The sequence below is a fragment of the Arthrobacter sp. LAPM80 genome (assembly GCF_046736435.1).
Lineage (GTDB): Bacteria > Actinomycetota > Actinomycetes > Actinomycetales > Micrococcaceae > Specibacter.
The window spans coordinates 29991-50334 of record NZ_JBCHVD010000023.1; the positions used below are offsets into that span (position 1 = coordinate 29991).

The window sequence follows — 20344 nt, forward strand, 5'->3', positions numbered from 1 at the left end:
AGATGCTCAAACGTTTTGTGCTTCCGCGGCTGGGCTGGGCTTTGGCCACAATTTTGCTCTCCACGGTCCTGGTCTTCGCCGCCATACAGGCGCTGCCCGGGGATGCAGCCACCCAGATCCTCGGACAAAACGCCACGCCGGAGGCTGTCGCCACCCTCCGTAAGCAGCTGGGATTGGACCAATCTCCCGTGGAGCGGTTCATTTCCTGGCTGGGGCACGCGCTTACCGGCAACTTCGGCACCTCACTTGTCAGCGCCCGGCCGGTGGGTCCGGAGGTGGGGCACGCCTTGTTGAACACGTCTTTCCTGGCCGGCATCACAATTCTGGTTGGTTTTTCGTTGGCATTGGTGCTCGGGCTGGTGGCTGGTTTGTTTCGTGACCGGTGGCCGGACTCGCTGATCTCCACGCTGGCACTGGTGGGTATGAGCGTTCCCGAATTCATCATGGCTACCCTGCTGGTTTTGGCGTTCTCCATCACCATACCGATCTTCCCCGCAGTGGTGGTGGCAGGGCAGAATGCAACGATCTCGGAACTCCTACCCTCAATGACGCTGCCGTCGTTGTCCTTGATGTTCGTGGCCTCGGCCTACATTGTCCGCATGATGCGCACCTCGGTTATTGACGTGATGGAGACAGACTTCGTGCATACGGCACGGCTGAAGGGGATTTCCCAGACCAGGCTGGTGATCAAGCACGTTGTGCCTAGCGCCATTCTTCCTACATTGAACGTATTGGCCATGAACGTTGCCTGGTTGATCGGCGGCGTCGTCGTCGTGGAAAGCATCTTTAACTATCCTGGCATGGGTTCGCTGATGATCACGTCGGTGCAGAGCCGCGACCTGCCGACCATCTTGTTGATCACTGTCATTGGTGCCCTGGCCTTTGTCATTTGCAACCTGCTCGCCGATCTTGCGGCGACCCTGCTCAATCCGCGCCTGAGGTACCCGAGGAACTCAAAATGACAGCACCAACCATTGTTGTGGAAAGTACCCGCGGCGGCACGGGCCTGTGGGCCGGGCTGTCCCGGACCACCCGCTCCATCCTGCGGTCCAAGTCCGCCACCTTGGGTTTTGCCCTGGTGATCATCCAGGTCATCCTGGCGGTGTTCGCACCGATCATCTCCCCGCACAACCCAACAGAAAACAATGCCGCCGCCGTGCTGCAGCTGCCTGGCGGTGCGTACCCGTTGGGCACGGACACCCTGGGCCGGGACATCCTTTCCCGTACTCTGTACGGCGGCCAATATGCGCTAGCCGTCAGCTTCTCTTCTACGGCAATTGCCGTGCTGCTGGGCACTATCATCGCCGGCTTGGCCGCGTTCTATGGCGGCTGGGTAGATCAAGTCATCACACGGATCCTGGATTCCATCCTTGCCGTCCCGGCAATCTTGGCCATGCTGGTCTTGGTAACAGTTTTTGGCTCCGGACCGGCAGTGATCGTACTGGCCGTGGTGGTCGTCTACACCGGCGGAGTAACACGCGTGGTGCGCGCGGCAGTAATGGACGTCATGCCAAAGGACTTCATCGTTGCCGCCCGTGCCCGAGGCGAAGGCGTCTTCTACATCCTGAGCCGGGAAGTCTTCCCTAACATCCTGGATGTGGTGTTGGTGGAGTTCGCCATGCGCGCCTCTTGGGTGGTCTTGCTGGTCAGCTCGCTTTCCTTCCTAGGTTTTGGTGCCAACCCTCCCACTCCTGACTGGGGCCTGATGGTGGCCGAGAACAGGAGCCTGATGGCCGTGGTGCCGCTGGCCACCCTGGCACCGATCGTTTTCCTTGCCACATTGATTGTTGGCCTGAACTTGGCTGCGGACGGGCTTGCCAAGGCCCTGGGCGTGGACCGTATGAAAGAGGTCGTGGGATGACAAGCATGCTCACAGGCGTTGGACTGGCCATTGAAGTTAAGGACCTTGACATCTCCTATACCTCCGGTTCCCGGCGTGTGGACGTTCTCAAGAACGTTAACCTCCAGCTCCAGCAAGGCGAGGTTCTCGGACTGGTGGGGGAGTCAGGATCCGGCAAGTCCACGCTGGCCGGTGTATTCCTGGCATCCTTGCGGACGTCATCATTCGTCTCCAGCGGGAGCGTCCATCTGACCGGCACCGACGTGTTCAAGCTCAAAGGCAAGGAGCTCAGGGAATTCCGGGCCAGCCGGATCTCCCTGGTTCCCCAGAACGCAGGCGCGGCGCTGACGCCCACCATGCGCATCGGCGAACAGCTTGCCGAGGCGTTCCGCCTTGACACAGCATCCATCGTCAGCAAGGAATCCCGGAGGCGCCGCTCCATCGAACTGCTGGAACTTGTCCGGCTGCCCAGCCCCGTAGAAGCGCTGGACAAGTACCCGCATCAGTTTTCAGGCGGCCAGCAACAGCGCATCGGCATTGCCATGGCACTTGCCGCGAGACCGCAGGTGCTGGTTCTGGACGAACCCACCACTGGACTTGACGTGGTCACCCAGGCCGCCATCCTGGACACGCTCAACCGTCTACACGAGGAATTAGGCATGACCATGGTGCTGGTCAGCCACGATCTGGGCGTCATTGACAAGATGTGTAACCGCATCGCGGTAATGCGGCGAGGCAAGATTGTCGAGCAGGGCGATACCACCACGGTTCTTAACAAACCGCAGCACCCGTACACGCAGGGCCTGCTTGCCAGCGTCCCGCGTGTCACTGTCCCCGGAATTCCGCCGAGCCTTGATGACGCTGCCATCGATGCCTTCGAGACGGACGGTGAAATGCGCGCCGTGGACAACACACTCTATGTGAGGCAGGCGCCAGAGGGAACCGAACTTGTCCTGAGCATCCGCGGACTCAGCGTCGATTACAACCGCAAGCCCAAGCCCGGCAGCGCCCCCACCGTCATGGACGTCGACCTCGACGTGCACGCCGGGGAAATTGTGGCGTTGGTAGGCGAGTCCGGCTCTGGAAAAACAACCATTGCCAACGTGGTTGCCGGGTTGCAGAGCCGGCAGGCCGGGGAGCTCACCCTCAACGGCAGCATGGAGCTTGCACCGACGGTTGCCCGACGGGCCAAGGGCGTTCGCCGCGCCGTTCAGTTGATTTTCCAAAATGCGGACACCTCCCTGAATCCGCGCCGGACCGTGCGCGACGCCGTGTCGCGGCCGCTTCGCCTGTTCAATGTCGAGGGCAAGACAGCCGTGGAGGCACTGGCGGAGGTGGGGTTGCCGGCCAACTTCACCGAGCGCCTGCCGGGCCAGCTTTCTGGTGGCCAGCGCCAGCGCGTGGGCATCGCCCGGGCCGTGGTGGCAGGGCCGTCATTGGTCTTGGCAGACGAGATCGTCTCCGCCCTTGACGTCTCGATTCAGTCCTCCATCTTGCGCCTGATGGACCGCCTGGCCACGGAAAGCAACATTGGTTTCCTCTTCATCACCCACGACCTGGCAGTGGTACGCAGCATCGCCGACCGTGTCATTGTCCTGTACTTGGGGCGAGTGGTGGAGGAAGGTACCGTAGGGGAAATATTCGGCGCAGTGTCCCACCCATACACCCACCTGTTGCTTACTTCGGTCATCGAGATTGGCGACGACCACTTAGCAGCCATCGCCATCGGCCAGGACGAGGTGCCCGACGGCCCTCCCGCACAGGGCTGCCCCTTCGCCAGCCGTTGCCCGCTCGTAATGGACATTTGCCGCACGGTGCGCCCGCCTGTCATCCAGGTGAGCGTGACCCACAGCATCCGCTGCCACGCACCGCTGGAAAAGCTTGCCAACAATTAGCACCACCACCGTCCTGAACCCTCCACACCCCTGATTGGACACCACAGTTGAAGATCACCACAGAGTTTCCCCGTACGGTCACGGTACTTGAGAACGTGTTCATTCCCATGAGCGACGGCGTTGAACTGGCGGCCACGATCTGGCTCCCCGAGGATGCCACCGAGCACCCCGTGCCCGTGCTGTTGGAATACCTGCCCTACCGCCGCGGAGACTGGACCGCAGCCCGCGACGCCCAGAGGCATCCCTGGTACGCCGGCCATGGCTACGCCTCGGTTCGTGTGGACATGCGCGGCTCGGGCGACTCGGACGGCGTCATGCTCGACGAATACCATCAGCAGGAGCAGGCGGACGGGCTGGAGGTTATCGCCTGGCTGGCCATACAACCCTGGTCCACGGGCAAGGTCGGCATGTTCGGCATCTCCTGGGGCGGTTTCAACGGACTGCAAATCGCGGCATTACGGCCCGAGGCGCTCAAGGCGATCGTCACCGTCTGCTCCACAGACGATCGCTACGCCGACGACGTCCACTATTACGGCGGGGCGTTGCTGGGCATCGACATGTCCGCCTGGGCGGCCACCATGTTCGCCTTCCAGAGCCGCCCGCCAGCCCCATGGGTAGTAGGCGAGCGCTGGAAGGAGCTGTGGCAGGAGCGCTTGGCTGGGCTGCAGCCCTTCAATGAAATCTGGATGTCCCACCAGGAACGAGACGATTACTGGCGTCACGGTTCCGTCTGCGAGGACTACTCGCACATCCAAGCTGCCGTGTTGGCCGTGGGCGGTTGGGCGGACCCCTATCGCAATGCCGTACTGCGCCTCGTGGAGAATCTGGACGCCCCCTGCAAAGGCATTATCGGGCCCTGGTCACACCAGTATCCGGACATCGAGCGAACCCCGGGTCCGAACATGGGATTCTTGCAAGAGACCCTGCGCTGGTGGGACCAGTGGCTTAAGGACGAGGACACGGGTGTTATGGAGGAGCCCGCCTTGCGGATTTTCCATCAGGAATCCGTCCGCCCTGCCACCAAATACGCCACAAAGGACGGCAACTGGGTGGGCCTGGATTCTTGGCCGTCGCCACAGGTCGAGCAAGTCTCGCTGAGGTTCGGGACCGATTTGCGTACCCTTGACGCCGACACTGATAACCACATCATCGTAAATACCCCCCAGTGCAACGGCGTTGACGCCGGGCGGTGGTTCCCGTTCGGGAACGACGCCGACCTGCCGCCTGACCAGCGTTCCGAGGATGGCCGCTCGGTGGTCTTTGATACCTCCGCGCAGACGCAGGACCTGAATATCCTCGGCTTCCCCAAAGTAAGATTGCGCGTTTCCTCCTCGGTCCCTCGGGCCAACGTTATGGCTCGCCTGACCGACGTCGCGCCGGACGGCTCCTCAACGCTGATCACACGAGGCGCCATCAATCTGTCCAAGCGAAACGGCATGGACAAGGCGGAGGACCTCGTTCCGGGGCAGTGGTATGACGTGGGGATCGAGATGACTTCCATTTCGTGGACTGTGCCTGCCGGGCACAAACTCCGGGTGGCGCTTTCCACCACCTACTGGCCTTGGCTGTGGCCGCATGCGGAACAGGGCGCCGTTACCCTCGACCTGGCAGGCTGCGAACTGCAGCTGGGACTCCTGGACAGTGCGGTGCTGACGGGTCCGCATCCCTCGTTCGAGGAGGCTGAGCAGGCAGCACCTTTGGCCGTCACCGCCAGGCCGACGCCGCCGGTCATCCCGGAGCGTGAGGTCCGCTATGAGCCGGATTCGGATACCTGGGTGCTGACAGTCGATCCCAAATACGGTGGCTACCGCTCTTACCCCAACGGGATGCTCTACGGGGAGCAGGCCATGGAACGATACTCAATCACAGGCAATGATCCGCTCTCCGCCGTTGCCGAGTCTGAATGGCTGATTGAAATGGAACGCGATGACTGGAAGGTCCGGATTGAGACGTCGTCCCGGATTTCCGCCACCGCCAGCCATTTTCAGTTGTTTAACAAGGTCAGGGCATACTTGAACGGAGCTGTTCATTTTGAGAAGACCTTCGAAAAAGAGATCAAGAGAACCTCGGCCTAGGCTGGAGACGGGAGAGATCCGTGACGGAGTCAAAGGAAGCCGTGAGGCCCCGAGCCAAAGCGGCAAACGAACGCCAGCGGCATCCTACTGAGGTCCGGCGAAAGCTCGTGATCGAATCGGCGCGCGACCTGATTGCGGACAAGGGCCTGTTCAACGTCCAGATTCGCGATATTTCAAAAGCCTGTGGTGTTTCACCGGGTACCATCACCTACCACTTCCGCAGCCTTGAGGAGGTCCTCTGGGAAGTCGTCAAGGCAGAGACAATGGAGTTTTACCAGCCGCTGCAAGAGGCGGCGGTCAACAGCGCCGAGAATAAGACGACCAAGCTGTTGGTCTTCCTTCAGGGCTTGTTCAGATCCGATGCGGACACCCGCCGACACTGGATGATCTGGCTCGATTTCTGGTCCGCTGCAGCCCGTGAGGACTCCTACGGCGAATGGATGCGGGCCCACTACGACGCCTGGTGTGGAGCGCTTACAACCATCATCCATGCCGGTGTTGAGGAGGGCGAGTTCGTATGTGCAGACCCACAGGCCTTTGCCGTTTCCACTAGCTCAATTGTGGACGGCCTGGCGATCCAGTGCTACTCACGGAAAGGCCGAATCAGTGTCGATCAGGCACAGGACTACCTCGTACGTCACGTCCGCGAAGGGCTGGGGCTGGACGATAGGGCCTAGTGGTTCTGTTGTAGTGTGAGTAAGCATTGGAAGGATGCCGGGCCCGACGGTTCAGGACTCGTGCGTCATCAATTGCGCTTGTTTGTTTTTGCACCGCGCCGAACACCAGTCAAAAGGCTGGCGGGTCGGGCAGGCCCGACTCGTTCGCACAGCCTAAATCAATTGGTTGACTACTTCCAAGGCTTTGAAGATGATGCGTCAACGCTAACAACCTGCAATGAGTTGCCGTTGAACGGGATCTTGCGATCCTAGCGGCAGGGATCCAAGTCAAGTGTTGGGCGTTGCAGACTGCGTTCGGTACCTGCAAACTCCGCGGACGGACAGTTGCGTCGTAGCCCTGGGATCGTTTGACATTCTCAGCTCTGAGCGCCTGAAAGGGAATGTCATCATCTCGAACAGGGTCGGTGTTGCGTTTCGTGGCGTCAAGAGGGCGGGGGAGTTCGAGGTGTTGAAAGAGGGAAGCCGAATCGGAAACAAATTTTACCGAATTGGGGGAGCAGAAGGGGAGTTGGCTTCTTTTGCCTCTGACTTGCGGTGCATAACCGCAGGTCAGAGGCCCTTTTGTGCCCCGGGCCGGACTCGAACCGGCGGCCAAGAGAATCTCACCATCTGAGTATCAGGGTGTGTCATTGACCCTCGTAAACATTGAGTTTTAGGGACTTTTGGGCGATTCAAGAGATGATGAGATGCCGTGGATGGTGGTTGTTTTTGGTTGAAAAGGGTGAGTAAAAGGGGAGTGCTTCGTCGTGAGCCAGTTGCACTATCTGGGAACGGGTTCAAAATCTCTGCCAAGTGGCTCAAGTGTGCGACGCGCAATCGCGTCGAGGTTCGCCGTCCAAGTTGACGATTTTACACTCGGAGACCGCCCGGCGGATTCAGACTGAGACTTCACTCTGGATTGTGAAGCCGTTTTTCTGTTGACCGATCAGAGGGGTAGCTACTCTCCGAGTCAAGTCCGCGTTTTACTATTCCTATTGCAATTAGTCAAATCGATGTAGTCTTGGGTGCATCCGTTGGCTAAGGCGAATCTGCCAGAGCAGGGCTTGATCCGACATCGGCGCAGGTGATCAGCATTAGGGGGGCTTCCATGCGACATAAAATGGCAGTTGTGGTTTCTTTGCTCATAGCAGGAACATTGATCGCGACGACCGGTTGCACGAGCAACGCTTCGAACGAGACGAAGACGCTCAAGATAGCGTACGAGAGCACGGACGCTTTCACTGCGATGAATGACCTGTTCACGAAGGTCAAACCTGAATTTGAGAAGGCACATCCGGGTGTCACCGTGAAGCTGGAGCCGATCAAGGCCAACGATGACGGTTACAAGACCAAGGTGCAATTGTCTCAGCGTTCGGCTGACACGGCACCGGATGTGTTCTACGAAGATAGTTATAACATTCAGGCTGATGCCAGCGCAGGCTATTTACTCAAGCTCGACAAGTATTTGGCCGAATGGAAGGACTGGTCACAATTCAGCGACGCCGCGAAGGCTGCTGGTGCGGGTGCCGATGGTACCTACGCTGTTCCGCTCGGGGTCGACACGCGGGTCATTTGGTACAGCAAGCCACTCTTGAAGAAGGCCGGCGTTTCGGAGCCGTGGCAGCCAACAAGCTGGCAAGACGTTCTTGACATGGCTGCAAAGGTCAAGGCCACATCACCCGGCGTCATTCCATTCAACATGTACATTGGGCAAGGCATGGGTGAGGGTGCCGCAACCTCAACGATCCTTCCACTTCTTTACGGAACGAGCGACAAGTTCTACGACAGCAAAAGTGGTAAGTGGGTGATCGGGTCCCAGGGGATGGTCGATACCCTGACATTCATTCAAAAGTTGTACAAGGATGGCTACGCCACGACTCCGGAAGCCGCATTGGACCCGAATGTTTGGCAGGTCATCCTCGGCAAGGACTTCCCACAGGGCAAAATTGCGGGCACCGTTGAAGGGTCCTACCTCCCATCGTTCTGGCAAAAGGGAGGCACCTATGCGTGGCCGGATTACGACAAGGACCTCGGTGTGGCACTCTGGCCTACCCAGGACGGCGGGGGCGCCAAATTCGTCAGCGTGTCGGGCGGTTGGACGCTCGCCGTCGGCGCAAAAACGAAGAACCCGCAGTTGGCGTTCGATTTCCTCGCAATGGCCCTCAATAAAACTAATTCGTTGAGTTACGTCGTACAGAACTCACAAATCGCGGTTCGGGCAGATGTTGCCAGTGACCCGACATACCTCGCAGCCAACCCGTTCGTGGAAGCAATTTCGAAGTCGGTGCAATACACGCACTTCCGGCCCTCGAATGTTGACTACCCGAAGGTGTCAATCGAGTTCCAGAAGGCTACAGAGGCGGTCGTACTCAAAGGGGAGACACCACAAGCCGCGGCCGACGCGTATGACAAGGCTGTGATCGCCCTCGTCGGAAAAGACAAGACCACCACCGGGCAGTGAGTGATGGCGACGTTCAGGGGCGCTGCGGTGCCAACGCCGCGGCAGCGCTCGGGGAGGGGGCCGGGTAGCACCGGCTCCGGGCGTCGGCGAATGCCCGTATGGTGGCGGTCTATTCCGCTCCTGCCGGCGATTTGTCTGTTGGCATTGTTTTTCGTTGGACCGATTTTTTGGGCGTTCTACGGATCATTCACCAATATGGCTCTCACCGGCCCCCACGCGCAGAGCGTGGATTTCGTCGGGCTGGATAACTACTTTCGGCTGGCCGCAGACCCCGCATTTCCGCTGGCGTTGTGGTTGACGATCGTGTTTGTTGTTACTTCCGCGATCATCGGGCAGAACGTTCTGGGCATGGTGATTGCGGTGTTGCTGTTGAAGGCGTCCAAAGGTGTCGCAGCCGTTACCCGCACGATTGTGGTGCTGACCTGGATACTGCCAGAACTTGTGGCTGCTTTTGTCACGTATGCGTACTTCAACAAGGACGGCACATTCAACCAGATCCTGGCCATGGTGGGCATCCGGGGCGTCGACTGGTTGTTCAATGTCCCAATGTTGGCGATCATACTGGGCAATACGTGGCGGGGCACGGCGTTTTCCATGATGGTCTACCAAGCAGCGTTGGGGGGCGTGTCGACCGATTTGACCGAAGCCGCCATGATCGACGGCGCGAACGCCCGACAACGGTATTTCCGGGTGGTGTTACCGATCATTCGAGGGACCGTTGGCACTAACACGATGCTCATTACGCTGCAGACACTGGCAGTGTTCACACTGATTTGGGTCGTCACTGCAGGTGGCCCGTTGAATGCGTCCACGACGTTGCCGGTGCTCGCCTACCAACAAGCGTTCAAATTTGGCGACATCGGATACGGCACGGCCATCGCGGCTGTGATGTTGCTCGTCGGAGCGGCGTTTGCGGTGATCTACGTACGGACTCTTCGTCCGGGACGTCTGTCATCATGACTGGCAAACGTGATCCCTCCAGGGCCGGCGCTAGTTACAAAGGCGCCCGTAAACGCACGGCCTCGTTGCGTGCAGTGACGGTTGAACGGCGTAGACCCATCGCGTTCGGAACAATCGCAGCCAACGTCGTCGTGCTGGTCATCGCCGTGTGCTTTTTCGTGCCGCTGTTATGGCTAATCTTCTCATCCTTGGATCCCCAAGCGTCGATCAGCACGAACCTGCCGGCGCGCATCACATTCGATAATTTTGCCGCTGTCTTCAACTTCGACACATTCATCCTGCCCCTCTGGAACAGTGTTCTTCTGTCCACCGGAGTGGCGGTGATCGCACTGGTTTGTGCGGTACTGGCCGCCTATCCGCTGTCACGCTACCGACTTCGTTTTGGCGATGGTTTCATGCTCGGAGTACTTTTCGGAACCTGCTTACCGATCACGGCTATCATGGTACCCGTCTATGGGATGTTCGTGCAGCTGAACCTGCTTGACTCATTGCCGGCGACGACAGTGTTTCTGTCGGCCACGGCCTTGCCTGTTGCCATCTGGATGACAAAGAACTTTATGGACTCAGTGCCCATTGAGCTGGAAGAGGCGGCCTGGATGGACGGAGCGTCGCGGTTGCGCGCGCTGCGGTCTGTCGTTGTTCCCCTCATGCGCCCAGGGCTTGCTGTCGTGTTTATCTTCACCTTCATCGATGCGTGGGGTAATTTTTTCACCCCATTCATTTTGTTGCTTTCCGCGAGCAACCAACCGCTCTCGGTCAGCATTTATTCGTTCTTTGGGCTCAACGGTGTCATCGAATATGGTCAGCTTGCGGCGTTTTCCATTCTCTATTCCGCGCCGGTTCTGGGACTGTATTTGCTAGTTTCCCGTGGTATCGGTGGTTCGTTCACGTTGGCCGGCGGAGTCAAGGGCTGAATGGTAATCATAGGTTGCAAAGAAGTAACCCGTGCACGACGGTTCATGCTGGTTTATACACGGAATTCGACTTTCGACACTGCGTGCGTTGAACCGGCGCTTTATCGCCTGGGGTCTGGGCACCATGTTTTTGGTACGGCTAAGGAATCTACGAATCGATGATTTTATGGCGTTTGGGGGCGTCATCCCTGTTAATTCAGTCCGGGCGCTGGCTCCCGCGTCCGTCAGGGTCGGGTGGCCGGAGGGGATTTCACCCTCCGGCTCCCACAGATCCCGGCGTGACAGTCTCCCGTCACCGGGACGATCGTAGGCTTCATCGTCCCCGGCCACGGAGCGACGGTACAAGGATGGGTGAAAGCCTTGTAGTCTCGCGACTTTTTAGTCCGTGTCTTGGAAAAGGGGGAGCCCGGGCTGCTGAAAAGGGGGAGTCCAGGCGAGAGAAGAATCTGACGAAAAAGGGGGAGTGAAGGGGAAGCGTGCTTCGTCTGCCTCTAATCTGCGGTGCATAACCGCAGGTCAGGGCCATGTTGTGCCCCGGGCCGGACTCGAACCGGCGGCCAAGAGATTAGAAGGCTCCTGCTCTATCCGCTGAGCTACCGAGGCGTTGGGTTGTTTACTGTCCGATTACTGTCCAAGTCTAAAACTTGAAGCCATGATCGACCGTTACTGTCCACTCGCATGGACACTAAACCCGTTGACTACTGTATCGAATTATTGAGCGCATTCGAAGCCGAGTGAAGGTCATCCGCGAACAACTCCGCATAAGTGTTCAGCGTCATGGTGGCATCCTTATGTCCGGCGATCCGCTGAGCCAGCTTCACATTGTGAGTCTGGGCCAGAATCAGGCTCACGGCTGTGTGCCTCAAATCGTGGAAGGTTGGGGGAGTGGGCAAGTCAGAGCCAGCCTTACGCAGCAACCGTGCAAAGTTGGAATGATGCAGCACGCTGTCATTCCGAGCGCGGAACAACAACCCATCGCTAGGACGCTTAGCCAGCACCATTGCAGCAACCTTGCCCAGTACCGGGACAGTGCGACGTTCACCATTCTTAGTTGTGGACTCGATCAATCGTGAACCATCGGACGTCCATGCGCGCACTACATCAATGGAATATGTGGTGACCTCCTTGAACTCACCCTTAGCCGCGCGCTTAGCGGCGCTGTCGCGCCGCACCTGCCTAGTTGTGGCCACAATGTCTGTGTGCCGTAGCGCTGTGACCTCACCCCAGCGCAGCCCCGTAGTGCCTGCCAGCATAATCATGTCCTCCCAATCACCGCACCGCTTAGCGAAAGCTTGCAGCTCCGGCATGGTTAAGTACACGTGTTGCTTCTCTACCTTTTCGGCCGGCACGTACTTGGCACCCCCCGCGGCATCCTTAGCAGGGTTACGCGGCACCAATTCCAGATAGACGGCGTGGTTCATCAGCCGCCCAAACATGAGAGCCACGCGGCGGCGCGTGTTATTGCCAGACTGTGCAGAGGTGCCCACCGGCATGGTGGCTATCCACTTACCCACGTCGCGGTGATGCACGCCAGCCACCGGCGTATGCTCCCACTGTGGAGCGATATGCTTGAGCCAATTCTTCTCATAGTTGTTTGCAGTTGACGGAGCAATTGGCTTGTTGCCGCGAGCGCCCGACTCCTTGAGCTGCGTCATCCACAACCCGTACAGCTCGCCCACGGTTACGCTCTCAGCACGACGTGGATCAATGTATGTACCCGCGTTGATCTTGCCCCGCTCCTCCGTCTCCCACGCCTCCGCCTCCTTCTTGAGTCGGAACGGGCGACGCTTACGCTTGCCCCCAGGGACGCGGAAGTCGGCAACCCATGGTTTCTCTTTCGTTCCAATGCCAGCGGTGAGGCGTTCTTTACGTGAGTCGTAGACTGTCATTCCAATAGGTTAGCAGGAGTCTTTTACGGACAAGTCGGCAGCTCGCTGATGCGCACGCGATTGGGCGGGTAGGCATGGACGCTGGCAAGCGGAATGCAACAGCGCGGGATCTGCCCGGCTCGCCCGGTGGTGATTTGGCCAACCGGAGAATCATGTGTATATTTAGCAGCTCGCAAGTTGCTATGACATGGCAGCTTGCGAGAGCTACACGAGAAACACGCCACGAACATAGAAGCCTTGCCTCTAGCGCATCGCCTCCGCCGGGAATCCCCGCCGTTCCGTTCGGTTAGCAGTACAGAGAAAGTCAGATGAGTGAGCAGTACCCACCGTCTTGCACCTGTACCGCCATCAACCGAAAGGAACCACCATCAACACCCCAACACCTGCAACGGCACCCCTGCCCGTTGACGTTGCCACAGCGCGCGACATCACCGGCAACATTTGGCTGTCCCGCAACGACGCCGCCGCATACCTCGGCCTGTCGGCCAAGACCCTGGCCCAGCACCTCCACGACGGTCCCACCTATTCCAAATTCTTTGGCTCGGTCAAGTACCGGCTAAGCGACCTGGACAACTGGGCGCGGCAACAGCAGGTGCGCCGATGAGCCGCAGCGAACACGCCGCCGCGTTCCTCCACCAGACCGCCAACGATCCCGCACTCACGACCAACGCTCTAGCCGTCGCCGCCGTCATGGCCGACACCATCACCGGGTACCGCCCCGTAGCCGTCACGAACTGGCGCAAGGTATGGCAAGCCTCCGGCTTGCTCCGTGGCGAAACCCTGGACGCCGTGGCCGAACTCATCGCAGCCCGCCACATCGGCCAACGTCAAGACGCTTGGAATCAGACACCCGGCTACCCCATCCGGCTACACGCTGGCGTGCTGGCATGAGCGCCGTCCTATTGCGGGCGACACCCGCCGCGATCCAACACACTGGGACGGCCTACTACGTGGCCAAGGTGCGCGCCTCCGCGCTCGCTGCATGGTCACGTACCGCAGATATTCCCGCATGGACTCGTGAAGCATGGATGCAAGCCCTAAGCTTGTCAGTCCTGCCCATCGCTACCGTCCGTAGCCTACTGATCTTGCTAGACGTAGCCGACAACAGTGGCAACGTCAGGCTGACGCGTGAAGCGGTGGCCGAAGCACTCGGCCTAAGCAGGGTTGCCAGCGTGTCCGCACACTGGAAGCAGGGACGTGCGGCGTCCCTCATGGTCTCCACCTCACAATTCAACCGGCCCATGCTGCACCGCCTCACGATTCCCGGCGGAGACATGACCCCGCCATTGCCACGCGTTCGGCCCCTCCACACCTTGACGTGGGCCGAAGCATCCGGCGCGGAACATGTCAGCACAGATGTGCTCGCAAGCGCTGCCCTGGGCCGTGGCGGAGACGATCCCCGATTACCGGGAAAAACCCCGTAAACACAGGCGACACGCCGGGCACCGTACTGCACCGCACACTGTATAAGAGGCGAGCGCAGCAATGCCCCATTGCTTAACGCTGGCATCACTGCGACACTGCACCAGTCTGGCCACGGCGCCAGCCGGTGGCCGTGCCATGTCGCCACGATGCCGTGTTTACTCTCTAATTGCCTAGGCATAGTGAGCTGTAGGCCGTCAGGCCGGGAAGCTCACCTATGGGTCGGCTGCCGCCGCCCTGTCTGGACGGTTTGAAAGTCTTTGGCCATGGCAGTCAAACCCCGTAGGCGTCTCGATCGCCTAGGCAGAGTGAGCTGTAGGCCGTCAGGCCGGGAAGCTCACCCATGGGTCGGCTGCCGCCGCCCACCTCATCAAGTCACAGCACGGAGACGCCTTTACCATCAATGGCCGTGGCATCTCCCTCGATTTCTTACACCCAAAAACACCACTCAACCAACCGCCTACTGTGGCGGGGACAGGAACAGATGAGCGCCACCAAACCAGAAACTATGAGGCAAGCCCACAGTTGGGACGCCGCAAAGTCGTTCTACCTCCGAGCCGGACTGTGCAACGGTTGTGCTGCCCGCATTGCCTGGGGAATGCAGCAGGGTTTCCGCCAAGTCTTCCCGCCGTGCGCGGACTGCCTGCCGATCACCCTAAGTTTCCCCCGCAACGAAGTAGGGGAGTGGCGATCAGTGCCCCGGCAGCTGTGGAGGGAATGGCTGAACAAGAACGGGCGGGACCTAGCACCCTTCTTTCTAGCACCGCCTGAGAGTGCGTTCGAGCAACTACACCCGCAAGACGCCGGGGCGGCATTCATTACCGCTGGCACCTTGCGAGAGCAGCGCCCCGCGCTCGCCGTCACCGCAGCGTAAACACTTTCACCAACCATCAGCACCAACCCCCGGCACTGCCGTTCCGGATACCCAACCAGTCCACAGGAGGACAACCCCAATGATCACCAGCACGATTACCGCAGCAACCGCAGCAGTCCAGACCGCCATCGACAACCACACCGCAGCCATTGCCAAGGCCCGTCAAGCCGCCATGGATGCCGTCACAGCTACACGCGCTGCCGCCAGCCTTGACGCCCGGCTCCGTTCCGGTGACGCCTCCGTCAGTGCTGAGGAGATCATCGACACCAAGGCCAGCGCGGAGCGGCTGGCCCTACTTGCCGGCGCCTACAATGACGCGTTGCCCAGCATCGAACATGGCGTCCGGCTGGCCCGCACCGCCGAGACGGTGGCCATGATACGGGCCGGGGCCATCCGGTCCCGGGAGCAGGACACAGAGTTTGTGGCCGCACTCGCCGCCGGTATCGCCGACCAGCTGGAAGCACTCCGGCCCGAGCTGCAAGCCGAAGCTGAGGCCCGGGCCGTGATCAGTGAGGGCCTGCCCGACACGACGGCGGACAGCCCGGAACGTTACAGGTTCCCGGACGGCGAGCCGTCCTCACTCATCAGTGTTGGCCGTGGTGCTGACAGTTTCGAGGTGGACGGCGTCGTCTACAGTGCCGGCTTGGATGTTCAGCGCACCATGGAACGCATCACCGAGGAGGCAGTGAGCATCCTCACCAACCGTGAGCATGACCGGGACGAATCGACCCGGGCCGCTGCATCAGCCCGAATCCAAACCAAGTACCGGGAACAACAAGAATTTGCCCGGCGTGAACGCGAGGGCTGGTCTCACCGTCCCGACACGTCCGCCCCTGCCAGTTACCGCCCCGGCACCCTCCAGTACACCCGCTAAGACGCGGGGCGGCAGCCCCTCACATAGCACCCCATGCCCCGGCGTGTGATCCCTCAACGGATTGCCGCCGGGGCTTTTCGTCGTTGGTGGCCCTGCCACTTTCCCAAACCTGCCCGGGATATTTTGCCTCATGACCTGAGCTTGCCCAGGCGCTCGCGGATCCGCACCAGCCATGGGGCGCGGGGCGCCCAGCACTGCGGGAAAAACTTCTGAACCCGTACGCAACAAAGGGTGCTAAGACATAGCGGGGAGCGGGGCAGCGCGTCAGGGTCTACCCCCCACTGGTGGCACGCTGCGCTTTTGCCTCATATGATTCTCGAACCCCCGGCGGGAGGGCGTTGTAAAGCTCAGCGCTTCTTGCAGGTTTGATGACTAGCTCATCAACGAGCAGGTTGATAGCCATGAAGAAGGTCTCAGCGATAACACCATCAGTGTCCTCTAGATAGATGACCGCAGATTGATCGCCATCTTGTTCTCCGTGGAGTGCAGTGTTTCCCACATGGCGAAGTACATTGAGAATTTCGATTGTCGATGTTGAAACCCTTGTTTCCATTCGCACTATCCGGTCATCAAGTCTCGCCTTGGTTGGGCATTCGGGATCAAGGTGCTTAAGGAGCCGTTCCAATGATGCACGACATAGAGCAGCCGATGCTCGTTTAGAGTGAGGCAGCACAGCAACTGCTTCGCTAAAAAGTTCGGCTGCATCCACGGGCATCTGATCGAGCGGTGAGTGGTTCGCATTGGGAAACATTTCGCCAGGCTCTTTGAGTACCGGGAATGATAGCTGCTTGCCAATCCAGAGAGAAGTTTGCTTACAAGCGAAGCACACACTAACTGTCCATAGAGGTGTATCGGGCTCAAGATTCCCTGTGATTTTGCTAGGGATGTAGCGCGTCTTGTCCTTGACCTGCGTGGAAGGTCCTGCATTCCGTGCGTCTCTTCCTCCTGTGCGAATGAGAGCGTGCCAAGTCTGTGCGGCCAAGGCATGGCACCTTGGACAGTTGAAGCTTTCAGAGTCGGCTTTCGGTTCTCTGTATGTATATGTCATTTGTTGATTCTCGCATGAGATCGTTTGTCTCCTTATTTCTCTTACGATCCATGAGATGCAAGACCAGAACTCCTGATATGGCTATTTAGTAGAGGAGACGCCACCTAGTAAATTTGACCAGTTTCCAGACAGAGAAACCCGAGATGTAGAGGATCTTGGATGATAGGCGAGGCAACTGTTGTAGGGTCAATTATCTCGCAACACCATCCACGGCAAGTCAGCTAGTAAAGACGTCTAGAAAACAAGGAACTGGATGAGCGACCGGCGATCTATGTTCAGAGACCTGAAGACGGGCAGGCGAGACACTTTCAGCCTGCAGAAGCGCGGCAAGCCGAATGTCTCGCAATGAATGTCCGATTGAATGTAACCAAACACCCTTGCGAGACACTTTCAGGAGAAGCAATGTCGAAGCTCATCCGATAGGCCCGAGTCAGGCCTAAAGCCCAAGGCACTAACCGGCTGGAACTAGACCCTGTTTCCGGTGGCGTGCGACGCAATGATCCGTACATTGACAACGGCCTAAGCGGCCGCATAGCCAGCCGCCCCGCGTTAGGCGAGGCACTCAATGCGCTGCACCCCTGTGACGCTCTCGTATTCACCACCCTTGACCACCTCGGGCCGTCCACGCAGAACGTGCTCACCCTTGCGGATGAACTCAATGCCAAGGGCGGCAACCTCCGGGTGCCAAACTCGGGTGGCGGTGATGTGGACACCTCAACACCCATGGGGGCCATGATGTTCACCGTCATGACAGCGCTGGCGCAGATGGAACTCGATATCAAACGGGAACGTATAAACGACCGCGTGACCAAACGCCGGGCCATCGATGGGGACTTGGGCGGACGCCGGGAAGTGTTCGCTGACAGTAAGATCCGTAGCGCCAGGCAACTTGTCGATGCCGGTATGTCTACACCGCAAGTAGTCGAAGATCTTGGAATGTCCCAGAGGAACGCTAAACCGGCGATTCAGTGATCTTGACCAGGCGTAGGAGCAAGAGTCGGATTTTTCTACCGGCACTTGAACTCGATGGTTTGTCAACGGTCACAACAACTTATCGTCAATGAGGCAACCAATCGAGCTGAGGCGACAGGGCATCTTTGATCGGGTTCGCAACGATCCTAGAATTGCTGGGCGGACGGCTACGGACCACTCGTCAAAGGTCCGGTTCCCATGATGCGCCACAAATAGGCAGGCTCTGGACTTGTGCCGGCATACTCGTGGCGGGACATTGTGGGGAGTATTATCTGAGAGATGACCCGAGAATGCCAGCGTTGTGGAAATCCTATCCCTCGTGAACGCCGGTCGGACGCGATCTATTGCTCAAATCAATGCCGAGCAAACTCATATTGGGACAGAAATGGGGAGCGTCGACGTGCTGAAGCTCGTGCAGCGATTGTAGAAATGACTCCCATATTCATCAATTGTATGAACTGTGGGTGCAAATTCAAACAAGGACGCACCGTCCAAATCTATTGCTCCCAAAAATGCAACAAAAGAATGTGGTGCAAGCGTCACTGTGACGAAATACTGAAACGAAGAATCGAGCAAAAAGAAGACCAGCGGATTGATCGCGAAAAACGGGCAGCCGAATACAATCAGAAACGAAAGACTTGCGCTGCCGCAGGGTGTACTGTCACAAACTTGGATGACTTGACGTTCAAAGCTGGTTATTGCAATAGACATTACCTGCGAGAGTTCAGAGCGCGCAAAAGAGCCGCTGATCTTGGCCCACGCACATGTCTAGAATGTGGTGCCGACATTTCACGTCGTCGAAGAAACGCGGTCTATTGTTCGGTGAAGTGTGTGAGTCGATTCAATGCGGCGAAGAACCATGCGATAAAAAAGACTCGAAAAAGCTTTAACCAGAATGTTCGCCGTGCCAGGAAGTTCAACAATCCAGGATACGAGGAATTTAGTCTTGAACAGTGGTTGGAAGTCGTGGCACGACTTGGATCAACGTGTGTTTACTGTGACGGTAAATTCGATCACCTACAGATGGACCACATCGTTCCGCTGTCACGTGGAGGCCCCCATCGTCTCGAGAATGTCGCGCCAGCTTGCTCCGATTGTAATGCCTCCAAGCACGCTAGCACCCTCGAAGAATGGCGATTTCGTCAAGGCAGTCCGAGCAAGACCGGTGTTCGAAAGCGTTCAAGAACGGACTCGGGACGGTTTCGGACTACGGTCAAACCGTAGCCACCTACGGTGTTTCCTCGGCTAAGAACGGACTCTGGAATCCTTCGGATTCCTCGACTGAAAGATGCGCCGCTCTGATCAATTTTTGGTAGTGGACAAGCTCCGCTCGCGAAAGGTCAGTTCCCTTGCGGTCTTTTAGCCACTTCAATGCGGGCGCGTAGCTTCCAACAACATAGTCCCACGCCACTTGAGGTACATTACCAAAATACTGATTCTCGTTGATCCACACCTGTCCGTCTCGATATTCATATTTTTCGACGTGATTACTTCCGGCGATTGGATAGGTTGTTTCTATCGCGTCCAATCGCGAGGAGGTCATCGTGTGAAGCTCGATTAGGGAATTGCCAAATACTTTATAATTTTCAAAGAAACGATCATTCTCAGGTATTGGAACCCTAGGATAATCGAGGCGCAGTGAAGCGTCATTCTCACTTCGATATTGGGGGTCACTTAAGACGCCGTAAATGTAAGCGAGTAGATCTCTAGGCTCCGGTGTCGTAGACAGTTTATTCGACATTATCCGCAAGGCCTGAGGCCTAAAGTTCGGATGGCGCACATTCGCTGCGTCCCAGACGTAGAGCGGTGCTATGTAGTTACTTTCCTTGATGCTCAACGAGTGAAATTGTATAACGTTTTCGGAGACTAGGACGTCTGCAAACGGTCGATCTTGTTCGATTCGTCGAGTAAAGCAAAGGGCTAGATTGTCGTGTTCGCGAAATTGTTCACTTACGGCTTGCCGAGGGTAGCAGTGGAATCCCTTAGATACGCCGGTGTAATAAGTCCAGCGCGGGTCAAAAGGTCTGTAGGTGATCGGAATTACCTTTTTCGGATCGACGTTTCCAACGTCCGCCTGTGCAGCCTTGACCTGCCAGTCTCTTGCGTCTTTGCGGAGATTAAATTTCTTGCGGGCACCTTCTTCGTCCAATTGAGTAAAAACTCGTAGTCTAGAAATTAGCTCCTCTTTCGTTCGAGCTATTGCCAGGGAATCTCTGCCGGCAGCAATTCCGACGCTGTTCACATTAAAAATATCCGTTACGGATATTCCGGACTTGTAATCTGATTTTTCATCGATTCCTGTGGGCTTAAAGTACACGAACCGCTCGTCGAGTGTCAGCTTTTCCCAGTGGATATTATCAGACTCCAGGAGATCAAATTTTGATCGCCGACTACCTATCATCTCCGAATGGAGTACCTCGGCTAATTCATGTTCTGGCTTTGATCCGTCTTTGACGGCAATTAG

The 20344-nt window shown here is 58.0% G+C and carries 18 protein-coding genes and 1 tRNA gene; 14 read left to right on the forward strand and 5 right to left on the reverse strand.

What is annotated here, in order from left to right:
- Positions 1-2 precede the first annotated feature (2 nt).
- The 8 genes from AAGW05_RS16710 (at position 3) to AAGW05_RS16745 (ending at position 10801) form a co-directional block, all read left to right on the forward strand.
- Entirely contained in the window at positions 3-962 is a 960-nt protein-coding gene (locus AAGW05_RS16710) for an ABC transporter permease (protein WP_411805691.1), read from the forward strand.
- Positions 959-1861 (forward strand): ABC transporter permease, encoded by a 903-nt coding sequence (locus AAGW05_RS16715; protein ID WP_411805692.1) that lies wholly within the window; start codon positions 959-961, stop codon positions 1859-1861. The genes AAGW05_RS16710 and AAGW05_RS16715 overlap by 4 nt, the downstream gene beginning before the upstream one ends.
- A complete protein-coding gene (locus tag AAGW05_RS16720; protein ID WP_411805693.1) occupies positions 1858-3735 on the forward strand; it encodes an ABC transporter ATP-binding protein in 1878 nt (625 codons plus the stop codon). The genes AAGW05_RS16715 and AAGW05_RS16720 overlap by 4 nt, the downstream gene beginning before the upstream one ends.
- A 47-nt stretch (positions 3736-3782) precedes the next feature.
- The gene (locus AAGW05_RS16725; protein ID WP_411805694.1) at positions 3783-5810 is read left to right on the forward strand and encodes a CocE/NonD family hydrolase; all 2028 of its coding nucleotides are present in this window, start codon (positions 3783-3785) and stop codon (positions 5808-5810) included.
- Between the two features lie 20 nt (positions 5811-5830).
- Positions 5831-6487, forward strand: a complete 657-nt coding sequence (locus AAGW05_RS16730; RefSeq protein WP_411805695.1) for a TetR/AcrR family transcriptional regulator — start codon at positions 5831-5833, stop codon at positions 6485-6487.
- A 1099-nt stretch (positions 6488-7586) separates the two neighbouring features.
- Positions 7587-8927 (forward strand): extracellular solute-binding protein, encoded by a 1341-nt coding sequence (locus tag AAGW05_RS16735; protein ID WP_411805707.1) that lies wholly within the window; start codon positions 7587-7589, stop codon positions 8925-8927.
- 90 nt (positions 8928-9017) lie between these two features.
- Positions 9018-9887, forward strand: coding sequence for a carbohydrate ABC transporter permease (locus tag AAGW05_RS16740; protein ID WP_411805696.1), 870 nt, complete (start codon positions 9018-9020; stop codon positions 9885-9887).
- Positions 9884-10801: a carbohydrate ABC transporter permease gene (locus AAGW05_RS16745; RefSeq protein ID WP_411805697.1), complete on the forward strand. Its 918-nt coding sequence runs from the start codon at positions 9884-9886 to the stop codon at positions 10799-10801. Before AAGW05_RS16740 ends, AAGW05_RS16745 begins: the two co-directional genes overlap by 4 nt.
- 530 nt (positions 10802-11331) lie before the next feature.
- Here the strand turns inward: AAGW05_RS16745 and AAGW05_RS16750 are convergent.
- Positions 11332-11404 (reverse strand) — tRNA-Arg (locus AAGW05_RS16750).
- Between the two features lie 95 nt (positions 11405-11499).
- Complete coding sequence (locus tag AAGW05_RS16755; protein WP_411805698.1) at positions 11500-12690, reverse strand: tyrosine-type recombinase/integrase; 1191 nt, start codon at positions 12688-12690, stop codon at positions 11500-11502.
- 331 nt (positions 12691-13021) lie between these two features.
- Here AAGW05_RS16755 and AAGW05_RS16760 point away from each other — a divergent pair, with 331 nt between their 5' ends.
- From AAGW05_RS16760 to AAGW05_RS16775, 4 genes are all read left to right on the forward strand, one after another.
- Positions 13022-13294, forward strand: coding sequence for a helix-turn-helix domain-containing protein (locus tag AAGW05_RS16760; protein ID WP_411805699.1), 273 nt, complete (start codon positions 13022-13024; stop codon positions 13292-13294).
- Entirely contained in the window at positions 13291-13581 is a 291-nt protein-coding gene (locus AAGW05_RS16765) for a hypothetical protein (RefSeq protein ID WP_411805700.1), read from the forward strand. The genes AAGW05_RS16760 and AAGW05_RS16765 overlap by 4 nt, the downstream gene beginning before the upstream one ends.
- Positions 13578-14114: a hypothetical protein gene (locus tag AAGW05_RS16770; protein WP_411805701.1), complete on the forward strand. Its 537-nt coding sequence runs from the start codon at positions 13578-13580 to the stop codon at positions 14112-14114. Before AAGW05_RS16765 ends, AAGW05_RS16770 begins: the two co-directional genes overlap by 4 nt.
- Before the next feature lie 951 nt (positions 14115-15065).
- On the forward strand, positions 15066-15860 hold the full coding sequence (locus tag AAGW05_RS16775) for a hypothetical protein (protein ID WP_411805702.1): 795 nt from the start codon (positions 15066-15068) through the stop codon (positions 15858-15860).
- 271 nt (positions 15861-16131) lie between these two features.
- On the opposite strand, the gene AAGW05_RS16780 is transcribed toward AAGW05_RS16775, so the two are convergent.
- Complete coding sequence (locus AAGW05_RS16780) at positions 16132-16842, reverse strand: DUF4145 domain-containing protein (protein ID WP_411805703.1); 711 nt, start codon at positions 16840-16842, stop codon at positions 16132-16134.
- Positions 16843-17394: 552 nt separating this feature from the next.
- Here AAGW05_RS16780 and AAGW05_RS16785 point away from each other — a divergent pair.
- Entirely contained in the window at positions 17395-17880 is a 486-nt protein-coding gene (locus AAGW05_RS16785; RefSeq protein ID WP_411805704.1) for a recombinase family protein, read from the forward strand.
- A 369-nt stretch (positions 17881-18249) separates the two neighbouring features.
- On the opposite strand, the gene AAGW05_RS16790 is transcribed toward AAGW05_RS16785, so the two are convergent.
- On the reverse strand, positions 18250-18591 hold the full coding sequence (locus tag AAGW05_RS16790; RefSeq protein ID WP_411805705.1) for a hypothetical protein: 342 nt from the start codon (positions 18589-18591) through the stop codon (positions 18250-18252).
- A 255-nt stretch (positions 18592-18846) separates the two neighbouring features.
- Here AAGW05_RS16790 and AAGW05_RS16795 point away from each other — a divergent pair, with 255 nt between their 5' ends.
- Positions 18847-19104 (forward strand): HNH endonuclease, encoded by a 258-nt coding sequence (locus AAGW05_RS16795; protein ID WP_411805708.1) that lies wholly within the window; start codon positions 18847-18849, stop codon positions 19102-19104.
- Between the two features lie 4 nt (positions 19105-19108).
- On the opposite strand, the gene AAGW05_RS16800 is transcribed toward AAGW05_RS16795, so the two are convergent.
- Positions 19109-20344: type ISP restriction/modification enzyme (locus AAGW05_RS16800; protein WP_411805706.1), on the reverse strand; the 1236-nt coding region annotated here is incomplete at its 5' end.